Consider the following 14047-nt stretch of genomic DNA (forward strand, 5'->3'; position numbering starts at 1 on the left):
GGGGCGCGGCGTCGCTCGGCGCTGCCCGGGCGCCGCGGATCCTCGTCACCCTTCACGGAGGTGGAGGAAAGGAAGCGCAGATGCGGAGCCCAATCACCGGATCGAGGAAGGTGCCGTCAACGACGGTCCGGTTGTCACTTCGGACCGATGTTTGATCGTAGAGGTAAGCCCCGCCGCGCAAAAGTACTTTGTCGGCCTCTATCGACGAAATGGCCCACTCGAGGACGTTCCCCGCCATGTCGTCGACCCCGAAGGGACTACGTGAGGCAGGGTGCGAGCCCACCTCATCTGGACCCATCGTGGAGCTCTCCTTGCCATAGGTCTCATCGAAGTTGGCGTCGCCGGGAGAGAGCGTGTCGCCGTGCGGGAAGATCCGGCTGTCGGCGCCCCTCGCCGCGCGCTCCCACTCGTGATCGGTGCACAGCCGGGCCCCGCGGACACGGCCCGTCCTGTGGAGCCACGCGGCATACTCGGTCGCCTGCGCGAACGAGATGCCCGTGACCGGGAAACGAAGCCAGTCCTGCTGCGCCCGGACCCCCCGCGTGGGGTAGACGAGCGGCTCGCCGGCGCGCGCCGTGTAGGCCTGCACCGTGGGTTGGATCGTTAGCTGCCATACGCCGCTGGGCAGGCGGCGCAGCCCGAGGGCGCCCGTCATGGCGCCGTTGCCCGCCTGGATGATGGATGACTGCTCGCGGGACTCTCTCGGGAGCGTCTGGACGTAGTCGAGCCACTCCTGAAACGTCGTCTCGTGCCGCGCGATGAGGTAGGCGCCCGTGCTGATCTCGTGAAGGGGAACGGTCGAGAGGAACGCCCACCGGTACATGTCGTCCAGGGCGGCGCCGAAGAGGAATCGTCCGGGCGGGATGTAGATGAACCCGGGCGGGACGTCCCCCGCGTGCGGCAGCGGGATGGAGAGGCGCCGCGGCTCTCCGCGGCGGACCAGGAACGGATAACGCACGATGGTGCGGTTCCGCGCCTCGCACGTGAGCAGGTAAGAGCCCTGCGCGAGCGCGATGCTCGAGACCGGCGTCGACCCGAGGAGCCGCAGGTCGACAAGCTGCCGGCGCCCCTCCGCGTCGGTCTCGTACCGCTCCAGCGTGATGTCGGCGCCGGGGGGGTCGGTCTCGATGGCCACCTCGACGGGCGCGCTCCACCGCTGCCGGCGCACGCCGTCGGGATCGTACGTGGTCATGCGCTGGAGCAGCTCGTCGCGCAGCGAGGGGTGGCCCCGGCCGTCCGCGGCGAGCGCGCGCTCGTAGAGCACGTCGCCGAGCAGATCGCGCGCGTCGCGGCGGGTGCCGTCGAGCGTGAGCACCGCCTCCAGCTTCTGGCTCGCCTGCAGGTGGAGCCGCTCGGCCTCGGCGGCGCGCCTGCGCGCGCGGTCCCAGAGCGCCTCCCCCTCGTCGCGGCGCCGGCCGTCGAACGCCGCGAGCGCGTCGGCGCGGAGCGCCTCGGCCGCGGCGCCCTCGCGCGCCGCGGCCGCCGAGATGTCCGCGGCCTCCTGGATCTTCCTGTTCGCCCGGGCGGCGAGCTGGCGCGCCGCCCTGAGCTCGAGCGCGCCGTAGAGCAGCGCCGCGACGAGCGGGACCCCCACGGCGAGCGCCCACCGGGCCACGCGCTGCGTCAGGACGGCGCGCCGCGACGCCCGGAGGAATGCCGCCTCGCGCGGCGGCAGATCGCCCGGCTCGAGCCCCTTCGCCTCCTTCAGCTGGCGCGCGCTGAAGAGCGCGTCGCGGCGCCGGCCGAGCCGCTCCCACTCGGCGGCGGACGCGTCGAGGCGCTGGCGCATCGCCCGCTGCTCGCGCTGCTCCTCGAGCCAGTGGCGCAGCGTCCCCCACCCGTGGATCAACGCCTCGTGGGCGATCTCGTAGACCGTCCCCTGCTCGCCCTCGCGGGCGAACAGGAGCCGGCCCTGCACGAGCGCCTCGAGCGCCGCGCGCGCCGGCTCGTCGCCGCCCGGCCCCGCGAGCTCGACCTCCGCGCGCCGCGCCCGCGTGCCCTGCGGCGTGATGAGCTCGCCGAGCAGCCGCCGCGCCGCCGCGTGGACCGCGGGCGGCATGCGGCCGAGCACGCGATCGGCATGGCGGGCGAGCGCGCCCTCGACCCCGCCGATCTGCGCGAGATCCGCGCTGCTGAGGGGCGCGTCGGGCGCGGCGCGGGCGTCCCAGAGCTCGGCGAGCGCGAACTGGAGGAGCGGCAGCCCGCCCTCGGCGCGGGCCGTGGACTCGACGAGCGCCTCGACGACCGCGTCCGACTCGAACGCGACCCCCTTGGCCCGCGCCGGCCCGGTGATCGCTTCCCGGAGCTTGTCCGCCGACATCGGGCGGAGCAGGTAGAGCGCGCGCTCGATCTCGTCGCCCAGGCCGGAGATGCCGGCGACGCGCGCGAGGAAGTCGCCGCGCACCGTGGCGAGCAGGCGCAGGGACGGCGAGCGCGCCGCGAAGGCGCTGAGGACGTCGCCGACGAGCGCCGCCTCGGCGGGGCTGCTGAGGGTCGCGAGCTCCTCCAGCTGGTCGATGAACAGCACGAGCCCGCCGCGCTCGCCGAGGCGCGCGCGGAGGTCGCGGACGAGCGAGCCAGGCGCCGCGCGCACGGCCTCGGCGATGCGCTCGGCGGGCGCGCCGAGGACCGGCTCGAGCGCGGCGGCCAGCGCGGCGAGCGGGCGTCGGCCGGGCACCATCATCGCCGCCTGGAAGGCGCGCCCGCCGCCGAGGGCGCCCTCGAGCACGAGCGAGAGCACGCCGGCCCGGCACAGCGAGGACTTGCCCGAGCCCGAGTCGCCGGCCACGACGAGCATGGGCTCGGAGCGCAGCCGGTCGAGGATCGTCCCCGTCTCGGAGCTGCGCCCGTAAAACACCGCGCGGTGCTCGACGTCGAAGACGAGCAGCCCGCGGTAGGGGTTGCCCTCCGGCGCGATCGAGGCGTGCCGGCTCCGCGCGAGCAGCTGCTCGAGCGCGTCGCGCAGCTCGTCGCCCGAGGCGAAGCGGGCGGCGGGGTCGATCTCGAGGCACCGCTCGATGACCGCCGCGAGCCGCGCGTCGACGCCCGGCGCGAGCGCGGCGAGGGGCCGGGGCCGCTCGCACTGGACGACGCGCGGGAGATCGAGCATCGGCACGTCGTCGTGCGGCGGGACGCCGGCGCAGAGCTCGAAGAGCAGCGCGCCGAGCGAGTACACGTCGGAGCGGCGCGTCGCCAGCTCGCCGCGCCACAGCTCGGGCGGCAGGTAGTGGGGCGTGCCGCCATCGACGCCCTTCGTCGCGTCGAGCAGCAGCGCCGCCATCTCGGCCGCCTCGCGGATCCCGCCGTCGAGCGGCTCGTCGCCGTGCGCGAGCGCCGCGTCGTCGCCGTGCGCCCCGGGCGGCGCCGCGACGCCGCGGATCGCGGGCGCCTGCACCGCCGCCGGGTCGAGCAGCTTGGCGAGGCCGAAGTCGAGGAGCTTCGCCTCGCCGTCGAAGGTGAGCACCGCGTTGGCCGGCTTGATGTCGAGGTGCAGCACCCCCCGGCGGTGGGCGGCCGCGAGGCCCCGCGCGAGCCCGGCCCCGAGCTCGAGCACGCGCTGCCAGGGCATCGGCACGGTCACGCGGTCGAGGCTCTGGCCGCGGACGAACTCCGACACGATGTACAGCTGTCCCCGGAGCTCGCCCACGCGGTAGATAGCGACCACGTTCGGGTGCTGGATGCGCGCGGCGGCGCGCGCCTCGGCGAGCAGCCGCGCGCGCACCTCGGCGTCCGCCTCCTCCGCGCGGATGAGCTTCACCGCGACCATGCGGTCGAGCAGCGTGTCGTGCGCGAGGTAGACGTCGCCCATGCCGCCGCTGCCGAGCTTCTGGACGAGCCGGTACTCCTCGAAGCGGCTCGGCGGGCTGAAGCTCGACGGCGCCAAGCTCGGCGGGCTGAAGCTCGACGGCGCCAAGCTCGACGGCGCCAAGCTCGACGGCGCCAAGCTCGACGGCGCCAAGCTCGACGGCGGCGCGTCGGCCGCCCGCGGCAGCGTCTCCGCCCCGCCGGGGCGCAGGGCGGCCTGCGAGAGGGTCGAAGCGGTTTTCTCTTTCACGAGGGCGCGCCTGGCTCAGCGGTGGCCTGACGAATATACCCGTTGCGGCGGGAGGGACCCCGCGTCGACGCCGCCGGGGACGTCCGAAGCGACCGCGCAGGGCGCCACATCCGGCGTCCGGGGTGTGACGCGCGGTCGCCGCAGCGCGTGATCGGACTCGATGGCTCGACGCTCCGCGGCGGAGATCAGAGCTCGGTCATGTAGAACGTGCCGAGACACATCTCATCGTTCGTGCCCTCACCCCACACGACATCGCCGGGGACCCGCGGCTTGCCGTCGATGATCGGCTGGTTCTCGGGCGTGTTGTCCCAGTGACACTCGAGCGACAGCGTGTCGCCCGGGTGGAGCACCTTGGGCTGGACGAGCGTGTAGCTCCCTTGCCAGTGGAAATCCCAGCGCGGGATGTCGAGCACGCACTCCGAGCTGCCGTCCGCGCGCTCGATCTCGAGGCGCGCGCGCTTGCCGAGCGTGTGCATGTGGAGCCCCGCGATGTGCAGCTCGATCGGCGCGCCTCCCGCGAGCGCCCGGGTGGGCTGCGCCCCCCAGCGGTGGACGACGTCGGCCTCGAAGGCGGGGATGGTCATGGCGTCGCCGGTGAGCCAGGCCGGGTTCGTCCACGGCTGCGTGGAGCCCTCCCGCTCGACCGAGCTCTCCAGCATCACGTCGATCGCGGAGCGATCCGGCAGCTTGCCCGCGGTCAGCGTGTTGTAGTGGACCTGCACGACCAGCTTGGAGCCCGGCTCGATCCGGGTGCCCGTCCCCGCCGGGAAGGTGAGGCTCCCGCCGCCGGGCACCCAGCCGCCGAGCCAGCGCGGTCTGATCCCCGGCCCCCCGAAGCAGGGGTAGCCCGGGCCCGGGTCGGCCGCGTCGAGGGCCTCGACGTCGGCGACCATCTCCGGCGCGGCGATGAAGGCGATCACGTGGTGGACGATGCGCTCCTCGCCGGGCCTGACGCCGAACCCGGTGACATAACGCGCGCTCTCCTCCGGCCAGTCGATCACGAAGCAGCGGTAGTCGTCGGGCCCCGCCTGCGGGGTGTACTCGACCGGCATCTCGAGCGTCCGGTCCACCCGCTCGAGCTCGGGGCTCGACGCCCGATCGAGCGGTGGGCCCTCCTCCGCGGGATCGCCCGGGGCCGCGCCGCCGTCGACCCACGCGGCGATGGTCTGGATCTGCTGCTCGGACAGGGACCGATCGCCCACGTAGTCGGCGCAGGCGCTGTCGGCCGGCCAGGGGGGCATGGTGCGCTCGACGACGGCCCGCTTGATGAGCGGGGCCCAGGGCACCGCCGCGTCGGGCCCCTCGAGCGAGAACGGCGCGACGCCGCCGGCGCTGTGGCACCCCGCGCAGCGCGCGTCGAAGATGGGCTTGACGTCGCGGTAGTACGAGACCGCCGCCGCGACGCCGCCGCCCGCCGCCGCCCCGGCCCCGTCGTCGCCGCCGCACCCCGCGATGACGGCGGCCAGCGCCGCGCCCAGCCATGCCGACAAACCCGTGTAGCCCGCGCACCTCACCATGGAAACACCTGCCTTACGTCAGCGACGCTCGTGGATGCCGCCGTTCCCCGGCTCGCGCCGGAGGAAAAACGCGATGACGTCGGCGAGCTCGTCGCGCGCGGCCACGAGGAGCACGGTGGCGCCCCCCGCGACGATGGAGGAGCCGCGCGGCGCCTCGACGCGGCCGTCGGGGCGGTAGACGCCGGCGAAGACGCACGACGCGGGGAAGCCGGGGCTGCCCGCGATGACGCTCACCGAGCGGCCCGCGACCGCCGCGTCGGCCGGGATGTCGAGCTCGAACGCCACCGACTCGCCGGCGCCGAGCACCATCGCGTGGCGGACGCCGGGGTGCTCGATGGCGGTGGCCATCGCGCCGATGAAGACGTCGATCTCGGAGAGGATCCGCTGGACGCCCGCGCGGACGTAGACGCCCCGGTAGTCGGGGTCGCGCATGCGCACCATCACGCGCTTGGCGCCCGCCGCCTGGGCGAGGAGCGCGACGGCGAGGTTGTCGGCGTCGCGGCGGAGCATGGCCACGACCACGTCGGCGCGCCCCACCTCGGCCTCCTTGAGGAGCCCGGCGTCGGTCGCGTCGCCGACGAGGGAGACGAGGCCGTGGCGCTCGAAGGCGCTGTTGGCGATCGACTCGTCGCGATCGACGATGGTCACCTCGTGGCCCGTCTTCGCGAGGTGGACCGCGACGCTCAGGCCCGCGCGCCCGGCGCCCGCGATGAGAACGCGCATCTCAGTGGCCTCCTTCGTGCTCGTGCAGCTTCATCATCTCGCGATCGATCTCGCTCACCTGGGCGTTCGCCGTCTCGTCGGCGATGAGCCCGCGCCTCGCCGCGTCGAGCAGCGCCGCCTTCTCCGCCGTGAGCAGCGCGATGTCCGTGAGGTGGTCGCGCTCCGCCTCGCCCTGGGGCGACTGGAGCGCCGCCTCGGCCGCGATCACCCGGCGCTGGAACGCGGCCCGGCGCTCCGCGTGCTCCTTGCGGGAGAGGAGGCCCGCGGCGAGCAGGTCGTCGAGCTCCGCCTGGCCGCGCCGCGCGGCGATGAGCGTCGCCTTCGCGCCGTCGAGCGCGGCGTCGGCGCTCGGGGCCGCGACCCGCAGGAGCTTGAGCAGCCGCGCGAACGGCAGCGCCTGCACGACCAGGGTCACGAAGGTCACGCCGAAGACGATCGTGATCAGCCGCTCGCGGAACGGCATGTCCTTCGGGAGGCTGAGGACGGCCGCCATCGAGAGCGCGCCCTTGATGTTGCCGACCAGCATCACGTGCTGCCAGCGCAGCGGCACGACCTCCCGCGTCATGGCCCGGAGCGCGCCGAAGCAGCCGTAGACGGCCACCGCCCGGCCCGCGTGCAGGGCGATGAGCGCGAGGCCGATGGAGGCCGCCTCGCGCACGAGCATCTGCGCCTGGATCTGCATGCCGACGAGCAGGAAGAGCAGCACGTTGAGGAAGAAGCCGGTCGTCTCCCAGAACCCCTCCAGCGCGAGCACGCGCGAGGGCTCGAGGTGGCGGCGCGCGGCCTTGCCGACGACCACGCCGGCGACCACGACGGCGATGACCGGCGAGGCGTGGAGCCGCTCGGTGAGCAGGGCCGTGGCGAACACGAGCACGAGCGAGGCGAGGATCGCGGTCAGGTGGTCCGGCGTGCGGCGGAGCAGGACCGCGCCGAGGGCGCCGAACGCGCCGCCGAGGACGGCGCCGCCGAGCATCGCCATCGAGAGCGCGCGGAAGGTCTCGACCACGTCGAACGTGCCGCTCGCGAGGACGCGCGAGGCGAGCAGCACGAGCACGAGCGCCGTGCCGTCGTTGAAGAGGCTCTCCCCCTCCATGATCGCGGCCAGCCGGTGCGGGACGCGGACGCTCCGGAAGGCGAGCAGCACGCTCACGGTGTCGGTGATGGCGAGCAGCGCGCCGAGGAGGAGCGCCGCCGCGAACGGGAGATCGAGCACCAGCGTCGCCACCGCGGCGGTGCCGAGCAGCGAGATGAGCACCCCCGGCACGGCGAGCGCGAGGATGGGCCGGCTCGCGGCGCGCAGGATGTCCGCGTCGGCGGCCAGGGCGCCCTCGAAGACGAGCACCGGGAGGAAGGCGATGAGGATGACCTCCGGGTCCATCGGCGTGTTCGGCAGCACGTCGAGGACGACGAGGAGGAGCCCGATCAAGACGAGCGCGACGTTGTAAGGGACCCCGACGCGCTTGGCGCCGATGGCGACGACGGAGCCGACGGCCAGGACGAGGAGCAGGCTCTCGAGCCGCTCCCTCATGCGTCACCCTGCGGCGGCGGCACGAGGGCGACGGCCATCGGCCAACGCGGCGGATACGCCGCGATGTGCGTGAGTTCTCTGCGAGCGATCACCGTGGATCCTGCGCTACATGATCGCCCCGGAATTCGCAAGATTGGAGAGCCGTCGCCGCGCGCTCCGGCTGCGCGCAGCCGCGTGCAGACGAGGCGCGAGCGTGCCAGTGGCCGGGCGCGGGGAACTCTCCGAGATGTCATGATCCGACGTCCGCGGCGCTCTCGCGTCCTTCGCGAGCGGCAGTCGCCGGCGGGCGGCGGAGGAGCGTTGACCGGCGCTCAAAAGGGCCAGACGAGCGGGACGACGATCAAGGTGGTGGCCAGCACGAGGAGCTGCAGCGGCAGGCCGACGCGGGTGAAGTCTTTGAACTGATAGCCGCCCGGCCCCATGACGAGGATGTTCACCGGGGAGGCGATCGGCGTCGCGAACGCGGCCGAGGACGCGAACGCCACCCCGATGAGCAGCGGCTCCGGCGCGAGGCCCAGCGCCCCTGCCAGCCGGACCGCGAGGGGGGCCATGAGCACGGCGGTCGCGGTGTTCGAGAGCACCATCCCGATGGTCGAGGTGAAGAGCACGAGCGCGCCGAGGACCACGGTGGGGCGCGCCCCCGCGAGGAGCCCCTCGGCGGCGGAGACGACGGCCCCCATCGCGCCGGTGCGCTCGAGCGCAGCGGCGAGCGGGACCATGCCGGCGATGAGCACGACGCTCTCCCAGTTCACGGCGCGGTAGGCGTCCACGGGGCGCACGCACTGCGCGAGCACGAGGAGGAGCGCGGCGAGCAGCACGGCGATCACGTTGGGCAGCCAGCCGAACGCCATGCAGACGAGCATGCCCAGGGTGATGCACAGGGCGATGGCGGCGCGCGCGCGATCGACGAGCACGTCGCCGCGCGCGTCGGGCTCGGCGACGAGCACGAGATCGCGCCGCTCGTCGCGCAGGTTCTTCAGGTGCTTGAGCCGCCCCTTCACGAGCAGCGTGTCGCCGGCGCGGAGCTTGAGATCCCTGAGCTCGGGCGTGGCGTGGAACACCGGGAGCCAGCCGTCCCCCCGCCGGATCGACAGCACGCTCGCGCGGTAGCGGTCGCGGAACCTGGCCTCCCTCAGGGTCTTCCCCGTCAGGCCGGAGCGCCGCGGCAGCACCACCTCGGCGAGGGACTCCTCGGGCGGCAGCGAGAACACGGGGCGCGCCGAGAGCGCCTCGAGCCCGAAGCGGTCGGCGAGCGCCGCGATCGCCGCGTCGCCGCCGAGCACGCGCAGCTCGTCCCCGGCGGCGAACACCGTCTGCGGCACCACGCGCTGCGCCTCGAGGCCGTGGGGCCCGGGGCGCGCGATGCCGACCACGGTCACGCCGAACTCCGCCCGCAGGTTCGCCTCCCCGAGCGTGAGGCCGGCGAGGCGCGATCCGGGCGCGACGCGCGCGGCGCGCAGGGCGCTGCCGAGGCCGTACTCCATCGAGAGATCGTCGAGCGAGAGCGACCGCGGCGCGCCCGCCTCGGCCCTGTCTCCCTTGCTGGGCAGCGCGCGGAGGCCGATCACGACCATGTACGCCACGCCGACCGCGAGCACGACGAGGCCCGGGGCGGTGAAGCTGAAGAAGCGGAACGGCGCTCGCCCCGCCTCGCGGAGCGCCTCGCTCACGAGCAGGTTCGGCGGGGTGCTGATGAGCGTGAGGTTGCTCCCGAGGTGCGCCGCGAACGCGACCGGCATGAAGAGCCGCGCCGGCGCGACCCCGCGGCGGAGCGCGAGCGTCCCCACGACCGGCAGGAGGATCGCCACGGTCCCCGTGGAGCTCATGAAGGCGGACACGAGCGCCGTCGCGCCCATCACCACGACGGTCACCTGGGCCTCCCCGCCGCCGGCGAAGCGCTCGAGGCGCTGGCCCAGCCAGTCGGCGACCCCCGTGTCGGTGAGCGCGGCCCCGACGATGAAGAGGCCGGCGATCATGAGCACGGCCGGGTTCGAGAACCCGGCGAGCGCCTCCGGGACGGTGGCGACGCCGGAGATCGTGAGGGCGAGCAAGGACGTCATCGCCACCACGTCGAGCCGCATGCGATCGCTCACGAACAAGGCGATCGCGAGCCCGAGGATGACGAGGGCGACAATGGCCTCCGAGGTCATGGGGCGGCGCAGCCTAGCGGGACTCCCAGGAGACTGCACCACGGGCGGATCAGCTCACCGCGCGCCCCCGGCGGGGCGCTCCCGTGGTGGGGTCCGGAGTCGCTCGCGCTTTGAAACGTCGGCGGCTGACGCTATGCAGCTGTCATGCGTGAGCGTCGTCCCAGCCAGACCGCCTCCATGGTCGCGCTCATCCGGGCGCTCGCGGATCAGGGCCTGACCGATGTGCCGGGCTTCGAGGACCCGGTCGTGCACCGGCTCCTGTCGCCCGGGTGGAGCGCCGCGCTTTCGCTGCTCGCGCGGCGGATCCGGCGCATGGACGCCGCGGCGCGCGCGCGCGTCGTGGCCGGGCTCTCCGCGGTCCCGCTGCGCGTGAGGGCCATCGACGTCGAGCTCGAGCGCGCCGTGGAGCGCGGGTGTCGTCAGGTCGCGAGCCTGGGAGCGGGCCTCGACACGCGCGCATTCCGGATGAAGGCGCTCTCGGCGACTCATTTCTTCGAGATCGATCACCCGGCGACGCAAACGTTCAAGCGGCGCAAGGCGGCGGAGCTGTCGCCGGTCGTGGAGCAGCTGACGTACGTCGCGGTCGACTTCGAGCGCGACGCGCTCTCCACGCGCCTCCGCTCGTCCGGCCATCGCCCGGACGAGCCCACCGCGTGGGTATGGGAAGGGGTCGTGATGTACCTGTCGGACGAGGCGCTCCGGACGACGCTGCGGGCGCTCGCCGACGCGTCGGCGCCGGGCAGCGTCCTCCTCGTGAATTACATGGAGCCCGGCGGCCGGCGCCGCCTCGCCTTCATGCGAAACCTGGTCACGCGCCTCTGGAGCGAGCCGCTCGTCGGCTTGCGCCGGCGCGAGGTCATGCGCGCGGAGGTCGAGCGGGCCGGGTTTCGCGCCTCGAGCGACACCGGCGCGGCGGACTGGGCGCGCCAGCTCGGCGCCCCCTTCGCCTCGGACAACCCCGCCGCCAACCTGCGGCTCCTCGTCGCCGAGCGCCCCGGCGCGGGCTGACCGTCGGCGCGAGCCTTCGTCAGCTCCACGTCTCCGATCGCCGCGGGTTGCGGGTCTCGATCGCCTCGGCGTGCCCCCGCAGCCCGCGCGCGGCGGGCAGGTTGCCGTGCGTCTCGAAGACGTCGGCGAGGGCGAGGCCGAGGATCACGATCTGCTGCGGCTTCTCCAGCGCGCCCACGGTCGGCGCCACGGAGCCGAGCAGCTCGAACGCCCGCCGCCACGCCTTCGCGGCGGCGTCCGGCATGTCGGCGTTGAGCGCCGCGTGCCCGGAGCAGCGGTGCATGTCCGCCGCGAACTCGTGGCTGCCGCGGCGGTCCGCGAGCTCTCCGGCGCGGGCGTACGCCTCCGACGCGTCGAGGAAGCGGCGTTGCTTGCTGTGCAGGCTGCCGAGCGAGGCGTAGGCCTCGGGGACGACCGCGGACAGCCCGCGCCGCTCTGCCTCCTTCAGCGCGGCGACGAACACCCGATGTCCCTCGTCGACCACGCCCGCGGCGATCAGCGAGCGCGCGCGCTGCATGGCGACGTGGATGGCCTCCTCGCCCAGCCCGCGGCCCGCGAGCATCTCCTCGGCTTGCCGCTGGATCTGCGCGGCCTCGGCGTGCCGCCCCGCGTGAAAGCACTTGTCGGCCTCGTGCAGGAGTCGCCGCGCGGGGAGGAGATCCGGCGCGCGAAGGGGGGAGTCCGGCGCGATGCGAACCTCGAGGTCGGCGGGGAGGCGCTGCCCGCGCGCCGAGAGGTCGGTGAGCAGGCGCTCGAGATCCATCATGGCCGCGCTGTCGGCCTCCGGCCACACCACGCGGGACGCGCCCTCGCCGAAGCGCGCGAGCAGGTCGCCGACGCTCGAGTGGACCGGATCGACGAGGACCCAGCGCACGAGCTCGAGCTCGGGCCGCTGCGCGAGCCAGAGCACGTCGCGGGCGTAGGCGCGCGGGTCGTCGATGTGCTGGGGCGAGAGCACGACGACGGCGGCCGGATCCGGCGCGCGGGCGGCGAGGTGGGCCGCGAGCGCGCCCGCGAAGGCATCGAGCGGCTCGCGGAGGGGGCCTGGCTCCGGGGTCGAGGCGGGCGGCTCGGCCGCCGCCGGGGCGCCGAGCTCGCGCGCCAGCGAGCGCTCGCGGGCGGCCCAGCCACGGCTGGGTCCGTAGACCGGGTCGGCCAGCACCCACACGGGGCGGGGCGCCGGGCCTGCTTCGCCGAGCGCCCGCAGCAGCGCCAGCGAGTGCCCGTGGACGTGCGCCGGGACGATCACGTGCAGCAGGCGGGCTCGTTCGCCTGTGAAGATGGCGCTGAGCGCGCGGGCGATGTCGTGGATCATGTGGCGTCCCGGGACGGATTCTTGCGCCGATCGGCACCGAGGCCAAGCGAATGCGCGCAGCCTCGCCGACGCCCGCGCGCCAGAGCGCGCCCCGGCGGGCGGGCGGCCGTAGCGCGTCGCAGGACGCCACGGTCGAGGCGATATGTCTCAGGGACCTCGCGCCGGGGCGGGCGCGCGCGGCGCGGAGGGGGACGCGCGGGCGCTCGCCCCCGCCTGGCCCGAGCATTGCTGAGCGGAAGACGCTGAAGCAAGCGTGGGAGTCGTTGAGGAACCGCCGAGCGCGCCCGGGGCGAGGTGCCGCTGGTCGCGTTCGGGATCGGAGGAGAAGGTACCGTGAGAACTCTGTATCTGTCGCTGCTCATGAGCGGCGTGGTCTTGGGTTGCGGTGGCAGCAAGCCTCAGCCGGAGGGCCCGGCCGAGAAGGCGGGCGAGGCCGTGGACGACGCCGCGCGCGACGTCAAGGACGAGGCGAAGGACGCGGCGGAGTCGACCGGCGACGCCGCCGAGAAGGCGGGCGACAAGATCGAGGAGAAGACGGACTAGAGCGACCCTGGCCGCGCCGAGGCGCGGCTCGCAGGAGTGGAGGCAGGAAGATGAAAGCGACGTCATTGCTCGAGAAGCAGCACCGCAAGGTGGAGTCGATCTTCAAGCAGCTCGAGAGCGGCAAGTCGGACCCGGCGCCCCTGCTCGCCGAGCTCGCCAACGAGCTCGCCGCGCACATGGCGATCGAGCAGGAGAGCTTCTATCCCGCCGTGCGGCAGCTCAAGGAGGACCTGATCCTCGAGAGCTACGAGGAGCACGCGATCGCCGAGCTCGCCCTGAAGCGGCTGCTCTCGACGGACCCGGAGGACATCTCGTTCAAGGCGCGCGTGACGACGCTGAAGGAGCTCATCCAGCACCACGTCGAGGAGGAAGAGGAAGAGCTCTTCCCCAAGGTCGAGGAGGCCATCGACGAGAAGCGCCTCATGGATCTCGGCAAGGAGCTGAAGGCGGAGTTCGAGCAGCGGCTGGCCGAGGGGTACGAGGCGCTCCTGCCGGCGGGCTACAAGAAGACGTCGGCGGACAAGGCGAGCCACGCGAGGCACGCGAACGGCGCGAACCCGGCCTGACGAGGCCTGCGCGCGCCTCTACGCGCGGCGCGCGCGATGGACCGGGTTCGAGCCACGGGGGCAGGGAGGGCGCAGGGACGGCGAGGGCCCTGCGACCTCCCTGCCCCCGTGGCCGTTTTGTTGGCGTTCACGAGGGCGCGCGGCGCGCCGGCCCGGGGCACGCGAGCGGCCGTTCGGCGGTCGACCATGGAAGAAGCAATCGGCTGGGTCAGCTCCATCATCCTCGTCCTGACGGTCGGCAAGCAGGTCTACAAGCAGTGGAAGAGCAAGACGAGCGAGGGTGTCTCCAAATGGCTCTTCCTCGGCCAGCTGGCCGCCTCGGTCGGGTTCGTCGTCTACAGCTGGCTGGTCGAGAACTGGGTCTTCGTGGCGACGAACCTGCTCATGGTCGCGAACGCCCTCGCCGGCGCGATGATCGTCTATCTACAGCGGCGGCGGGGCGCGCCGCGGCCGGCGAGCGAAGGGCGCTGAGCCGCCGAGACGCCAGGGGCGCCAACGGAGGAGAGAGAGAGCCTTCCTCGCTCGCTCCTCTCCTGACCGCCTTGGCGTCGTGTTTTTTCTCTGCCCGGACACATGCACTTATCCCGCGCGACTGAAACCAAAACCAACAGACGCACCTCCTGTGCGACACCCGCACTTCTCT

Annotated in this window: 11 protein-coding genes; 5 read left to right on the forward strand and 6 right to left on the reverse strand. The window is 73.7% G+C overall.

The window, feature by feature from the left end; all coding sequences use genetic code 11:
- Positions 1–52 precede the first annotated feature (52 nt).
- Entirely contained in the window at positions 53–3913 is a 3861-nt protein-coding gene (locus tag NQZ70_RS43705; protein WP_165374462.1) for a protein kinase domain-containing protein, read from the reverse strand.
- Here NQZ70_RS43705 and NQZ70_RS53600 point away from each other — a divergent pair.
- Positions 3807–4205, forward strand: coding sequence for a pentapeptide repeat-containing protein (locus tag NQZ70_RS53600; RefSeq protein WP_165374463.1), 399 nt, complete (start codon positions 3807–3809; stop codon positions 4203–4205). The two genes, NQZ70_RS43705 and NQZ70_RS53600, sit on opposite strands and share 107 nt — an antisense overlap.
- A 34-nt stretch (positions 4206–4239) precedes the next feature.
- Here the strand turns inward: NQZ70_RS53600 and NQZ70_RS43710 are convergent, their stop codons facing one another.
- From NQZ70_RS43710 to NQZ70_RS43725, 4 genes are all read right to left on the reverse strand, one after another.
- Complete coding sequence (locus tag NQZ70_RS43710; RefSeq protein WP_129579509.1) at positions 4240–5571, reverse strand: monooxygenase; 1332 nt, start codon at positions 5569–5571, stop codon at positions 4240–4242.
- An 18-nt stretch (positions 5572–5589) separates the two neighbouring features.
- On the reverse strand, positions 5590–6294 hold the full coding sequence (locus NQZ70_RS43715; protein ID WP_129579510.1) for a TrkA family potassium uptake protein: 705 nt from the start codon (positions 6292–6294) through the stop codon (positions 5590–5592).
- A 1-nt stretch (position 6295) separates the two neighbouring features.
- On the reverse strand, positions 6296–7822 hold the full coding sequence (locus NQZ70_RS43720; protein ID WP_129579511.1) for a sodium:proton antiporter: 1527 nt from the start codon (positions 7820–7822) through the stop codon (positions 6296–6298).
- A 311-nt stretch (positions 7823–8133) separates the two neighbouring features.
- Positions 8134–9972 (reverse strand): SLC13 family permease, encoded by a 1839-nt coding sequence (locus tag NQZ70_RS43725; protein ID WP_129579512.1) that lies wholly within the window; start codon positions 9970–9972, stop codon positions 8134–8136.
- Positions 9973–10116: 144 nt separating this feature from the next.
- Here NQZ70_RS43725 and NQZ70_RS43730 point away from each other — a divergent pair, with 144 nt between their 5' ends.
- Positions 10117–10980 (forward strand): class I SAM-dependent methyltransferase, encoded by an 864-nt coding sequence (locus NQZ70_RS43730; RefSeq protein ID WP_129579513.1) that lies wholly within the window; start codon positions 10117–10119, stop codon positions 10978–10980.
- Between the two features lie 19 nt (positions 10981–10999).
- Here NQZ70_RS43730 and NQZ70_RS43735 read toward each other — a convergent pair whose 3' ends face one another.
- A complete protein-coding gene (locus NQZ70_RS43735) occupies positions 11000–12295 on the reverse strand; it encodes a hypothetical protein (protein ID WP_129579514.1) in 1296 nt (431 codons plus the stop codon).
- Positions 12296–12628: 333 nt separating this feature from the next.
- Between NQZ70_RS43735 and NQZ70_RS43740 the strand changes: the two genes are divergently transcribed.
- The 3 genes from NQZ70_RS43740 (at position 12629) to NQZ70_RS43750 (ending at position 13875) form a co-directional block, all read left to right on the forward strand.
- Positions 12629–12838, forward strand: a complete 210-nt coding sequence (locus NQZ70_RS43740) for a hypothetical protein (RefSeq protein WP_237244596.1) — start codon at positions 12629–12631, stop codon at positions 12836–12838.
- Between the two features lie 50 nt (positions 12839–12888).
- The gene (locus NQZ70_RS43745; protein WP_129579516.1) at positions 12889–13404 is read left to right on the forward strand and encodes a hemerythrin domain-containing protein; all 516 of its coding nucleotides are present in this window, start codon (positions 12889–12891) and stop codon (positions 13402–13404) included.
- A 186-nt stretch (positions 13405–13590) separates the two neighbouring features.
- Positions 13591–13875 carry a hypothetical protein gene (locus NQZ70_RS43750; protein WP_129579517.1) on the forward strand — a complete coding sequence of 95 codons (285 nt, stop codon included), beginning with the start codon at positions 13591–13593 and terminating at the stop codon, positions 13873–13875.
- Positions 13876–14047 lie beyond the last annotated feature (172 nt).

Origin of the sequence: Sorangium sp. So ce836, assembly GCF_028553905.1 — a bacterium.
In the GTDB taxonomy this organism is placed as follows: Bacteria; Myxococcota_A; Polyangia; order Polyangiales; family Polyangiaceae; genus Sorangium; species Sorangium cellulosum_D.

What these genes read in the sequence shown, in the direction of transcription:
- NQZ70_RS43720 (WP_129579511.1), bottom strand. Translation starts at nt 7,822, where the DNA reads ATGAGGGAGCGGCTCGAGAGCCTGCTCCTCGTCCTGGCCGTCGGCTCC.
- NQZ70_RS43750 (WP_129579517.1), top strand. Translation starts at nt 13,591, where the DNA reads ATGGAAGAAGCAATCGGCTGGGTCAGCTCCATCATCCTCGTCCTGACG.
- NQZ70_RS53600 (WP_165374463.1), top strand. Translation starts at nt 3,807, where the DNA reads ATGCCGCCGCTGCCGAGCTTCTGGACGAGCCGGTACTCCTCGAAGCGG.
- NQZ70_RS43735 (WP_129579514.1), bottom strand. Translation starts at nt 12,295, where the DNA reads ATGATCCACGACATCGCCCGCGCGCTCAGCGCCATCTTCACAGGCGAA.
- NQZ70_RS43745 (WP_129579516.1), top strand. Translation starts at nt 12,889, where the DNA reads ATGAAAGCGACGTCATTGCTCGAGAAGCAGCACCGCAAGGTGGAGTCG.
- NQZ70_RS43710 (WP_129579509.1), bottom strand. Translation starts at nt 5,571, where the DNA reads ATGGTGAGGTGCGCGGGCTACACGGGTTTGTCGGCATGGCTGGGCGCG.
- NQZ70_RS43725 (WP_129579512.1), bottom strand. Translation starts at nt 9,972, where the DNA reads ATGACCTCGGAGGCCATTGTCGCCCTCGTCATCCTCGGGCTCGCGATC.
- NQZ70_RS43715 (WP_129579510.1), bottom strand. Translation starts at nt 6,294, where the DNA reads ATGCGCGTTCTCATCGCGGGCGCCGGGCGCGCGGGCCTGAGCGTCGCG.
- NQZ70_RS43730 (WP_129579513.1), top strand. Translation starts at nt 10,117, where the DNA reads ATGCGTGAGCGTCGTCCCAGCCAGACCGCCTCCATGGTCGCGCTCATC.